This is a genomic window from uncultured Fretibacterium sp. (assembly GCF_963544685.1).
Lineage (GTDB): Bacteria > Synergistota > Synergistia > Synergistales > Aminobacteriaceae > CAJPSE01.
In genome coordinates this window covers 1-4,010 of the sequence record NZ_CAUUGJ010000159.1, presented here as the reverse complement: position 1 = coordinate 4,010, position 4,010 = coordinate 1, and the positions used below count along the sequence as shown (strand labels likewise).

The window sequence follows — 4,010 nt, the reverse complement described above, 5'->3', positions numbered from 1 at the left end:
TACACTCGACTAGTCGTCGGCAGCGTCAGATGTGTATAAGAGACAGGGGGACTTGTTCCCCTGCTGGGGGATTGGGGGCAAAGCCCCCAACTAAAAACAAGAGGTGCATGGTTATGGACTACGCGAGGATTCTGGCAAAGGCCAAGTCTTACGAGAAGGATATGACGAGGTTCCTGCGGGACATGATCGCCATTCCAAGCGAGAGCTGCGACGAGAAGCGGGTCATCCACCGCATCAAGGAGGAGATGGAGAAGGTCGGGTTCGACAGGGTCGAGATCGATCCCATGGGGAACATCCTCGGGACCATCGGGCACGGCAGGCATCTGATCGCGCTGGACGCCCACATCGACACGGTGGGCATCGGCGAGCGCGCCAACTGGAAGTTCGATCCCTACGCGGGCATGGAGGACGACGAGCGCATCGGCGGCCGCGGCGCCAGCGACCAGGAGGGCGGCATGGCCGCCATGGTCTACGCGGGCAAGATCGTCAAGGAGCTGGGGATCGAGGACGACTGCACCATCGTGATGGTCGGTTCCGTGCAGGAGGAGGACTGCGACGGGCTCTGCTGGCAGTACATCATCAAGGAGGACAAGCTGCGCCCCGAGTTCGTCGTCAGCACCGAGCCGACGGACGGCGGCATCTACCGCGGGCATCGGGGACGCATGGAGATCGAGGTCGTCATCAAGGGGGTGAGCTGCCACGGCTCCGCGCCCGAGCGCGGCGACAACGCAATCTTCAAGGCGGGGCCGATCCTGAACGAGCTGAGGGCGCTGCACCCGAACCTGAGGGACGACGCGTTCCTGGGCAAGGGCAGCCTGACGGTCTCCGAGATCTTCTTCTCCTCGCCCTCGCGCTGCGCGGTGGCCGACGGCTGCCGCATCTCCATCGACCGCCGCCTGACGCGCGGCGAGACGGCGGAGTACGCCATGAATCAGATCCGCCGGCTGCCCGCGGTCGAGGCCGCCGGGGCCGAGGTGCGCATGTACAAGTACGAGCGTCCCTCCTGGACGGGCCTGCTCTATCCCACGGACTGCTACTTCCCGACCTGGGTCATCGAGGAGGACCATCCCGTCTGCGAGACGCTGATGGAGGCCTATTCCGGCCTGTTCGGCAAAAAGGCGCGGCTGGACAAGTGGACCTTTTCCACGAACGGCGTCGCGATCATGGGCATGCACGGGATCCCCTGCATCGGGTTCGGGCCGGGGCACGAGAACCAGGCCCATGCTCCCAACGAGGTGACCTGGAAGGAGGAAATCGTCGCCTGTGCGGCGCTCTATGCCGCGATCCCGAGCCTCTATGCCCGGAAATACGCGGCTCGGATGCCGGAGCACACGGAGAATATCGTCGAGCGCTGAGCGGCGCGTTTCTTCATCCTTTCTGTGAGGCCGGGGCGAAAACCGACGTCCCGGCCCGGGTCGTTCCCCGTATCCGAGACCCCGACGGAGGAGAGGATTTGAGGGAGAGGAATGCGCCGTGAACGATGCTGCGGAAGGAGATTTTGCGAGAGACGCTGTGTCGGCCGGCCCTCAGGAAAGGCCGCCCGGCGGAGGGCCGACGGCGAGGAGGGGGATTGCATGTACAGGCTGACGATCAACGGAGCGGTCCACGAGATAGCGGAGGACGGCTCCCTGCTGGATTATCTCAGGGATACGGCCGACATCACCTCGGTGAAGAACGGCTGTGCGGAGGGGGTCTGCGGAGCCTGTACCGTCCTGATCGACGGGCGCACGGCCCGTGCCTGCATCCAGAAGATCTCGCGGCTGGACGGCAAGTCGGTGACGACCCTCGAGGGGCTCTCCGAACGGGAACGGGATATCTATGCCTGGGCCTTCGGCGCGGCAGGGGCGGTGCAGTGCGGATTCTGCATTCCCGGCATGGTGATGAGCGCCAAGGGGCTTCTGGACGTCAACGCCAGCCCGTCCGCGGCGGAGATCAAGGCGGCGCTGAAGGGGAACCTCTGCCGCTGCACGGGATACGTCAAGATCGAGAAGGCCGTTGCGATGGCCGCCGAGGCCCTGCGGGATCCGGGCTTCCTCCCTCCGAAGGACCCTTTCGACCGCCCCTATGCCCTGGGGGAGCGGATGCCGCGCCTCGACGCGCGCGAGAAGACCCTGGGGACGGGTAAATACGTCGAGGACCTGAAGATGCCCGGAATGCTCTATGGCGCGGCGCTGCGTCCCAGAACGCCGCGCGAACGCATCCTGGAAATCGACACCCGCGCCGCAGCGGCACACCCGGGGGTCGTGGCCGTGCTGACGGCCGAGGACGTGCCGGGCGAGCGGTACATCGGGCATATCGTGCACGACTGGCCGGTGCTGATCGCCCCCGGAGAGGTGACGCGTTATGCGGGGGACGCCCTGGCCCTGGTGGCCGCGATCGATAGGAAGACCCTGAAGGAAGCCCTGGCCCTGATCGAGGTGAAGAGCGAGGTGCTGAGGCCGATGCTCACCATCGAGGAGGCCATGGCGCCCGGCGCGGAGCTCATCCATCCCTTCGGCAACTTCGTTAAGGTCAACGCGGTCGTCAGGCGGGGCGACGTCGACAGGGCCCTGGCGGAGTCCGCCCACGTGGCGCACGCGGTCTACACGTCGCCCGTGGGGGAGCACGCCTTCCTGGAGCCGGAGACGGCCCTGGCCTATCTCGACGAGGACGGCGTCCTGGTCCTGCGTACGTCCGGCCAGAGCGTCTATGACGAGTACCGGGAGGTGACGCGGATGCTGGGCTGCCCCGAAAGCGGGGTGCGCGTGATCTCGGCGCTGGTCGGAGGGGGATTCGGCGGCAAGGAGGACATGTCCGTTCAGCACCACGCGGCGCTTCTGGCGTGGCACGCGAAGCGTCCGGTGCGCGTGACGCTGTCCCGCCAGGAGAGCCTGATCGTCCACCCCAAGCGGCACCCCATGGTGATGGACTACACCGCCGGGTGCGACGCGGAGGGGCGCCTCACGGCCATGAGGGTGCGAATCCGGGGCGATACGGGCGCCTACACCTCCCTGGGCGGGCCCGTGATGCAGCGCGCCTGCACCCACGCCACGGGGCCCTACCGCGTTCCGAACGTCGATATCGAGGGGACGAACGTCTACACGAACAACCCGCCGAGCGGGGCGTTTCGGGGCTTCGGCGTCACCCAGTCCGCTTTCGCGGTGGAGTGCACGCTGAACCTCCTGGCGGAGAAAGCGGGCATCTCCTATTGGGACATCCGGGACCGCAACGTCGTGGAGCCGGGCGACGTGCTGGGCAACGGCCAGATCGCGGCGCAGAACACGGCAATTCGGGAATGCCTCGCGGCCGTCAAGCCCTACTTCGAGTCCTCTCCCCGGGCGGGCCTCGCCTGCGCCTGGAAGAACAGCGGTCTGGGCGTGGGCGTGCCCGACGCCGGGCGTATGCGCCTAGTGGTCCGGGACGGCGGCATCCGGCTCTTCACCAGCGCGGCCTGCATGGGGCAGGGGGTGGCGACGACCATGGTCCAGATCGCCTCCTTCACGACGGGGCTCCCGGTGAACCGCATCGCCTTCAACCCTCCCGACACCGCCCTGACGCCGGACAGCGGCACCTCGACGGCCTCGCGCCAAACCCTCTTCACGGGTGAGGCGACGCGGCGGGTCTGCGTGCGGTTCGCGGAGGCCCTGAAGGAGGCCGGTGGGGACATCGGGCGTCTCGAGGGGTGGGAGTTCTACGACGAGTTCCTGTTCATTTCGGACCCCATGGGCTCGGACAAACCGCACCCCGTCAGCCACGCGGCCTACAGCTATGCGGCCCACGTGTGCATTCTGAGCGAGGACGGCCGGATCGAGCGGTACATCGCCTGCCACGACGTGGGGCAGGTCATCAACCGAAACAGCGTGGAGGGACAGATCGAGGGCGGCGTCGTCATGGGCCTGGGCTATGCGCTCACGGAGGACCTGCGCCTCGAGGGAGGCGTCCCGCGTGCCCGGCTGGGGACGCTCGGACTGTTCCGCGCGCCGGACGTGCCGCCGATCGAATGCCTGCTGATGGAGTGCAAGGACCCGGAT

2 protein-coding genes are annotated in these 4,010 nt (G+C 67.1%); both read left to right on the top strand.

Annotation, left to right across the window (positions count from 1 at the left end; translation table 11 throughout):
• Positions 1-113: 113 nt before the first annotated feature.
• Positions 114-1,355 (top strand): YgeY family selenium metabolism-linked hydrolase, encoded by a 1,242-nt coding sequence (locus ABLA28_RS10785; RefSeq protein ID WP_314717574.1) that lies wholly within the window; start codon positions 114-116, stop codon positions 1,353-1,355.
• Positions 1,356-1,574: 219 nt separating this feature from the next.
• The coding region (gene xdh / locus ABLA28_RS10780) for a selenium-dependent xanthine dehydrogenase (protein ID WP_347713669.1) at positions 1,575-4,010 on the top strand (2,436 nt) is incomplete at its 3' end.

Coding starts and splice junctions, on each gene's coding strand:
- ABLA28_RS10785 (WP_314717574.1), top strand. CDS start 114: ATGGACTACGCGAGGATTCTGGCAAAGGCCAAGTCTTACGAGAAGGAT.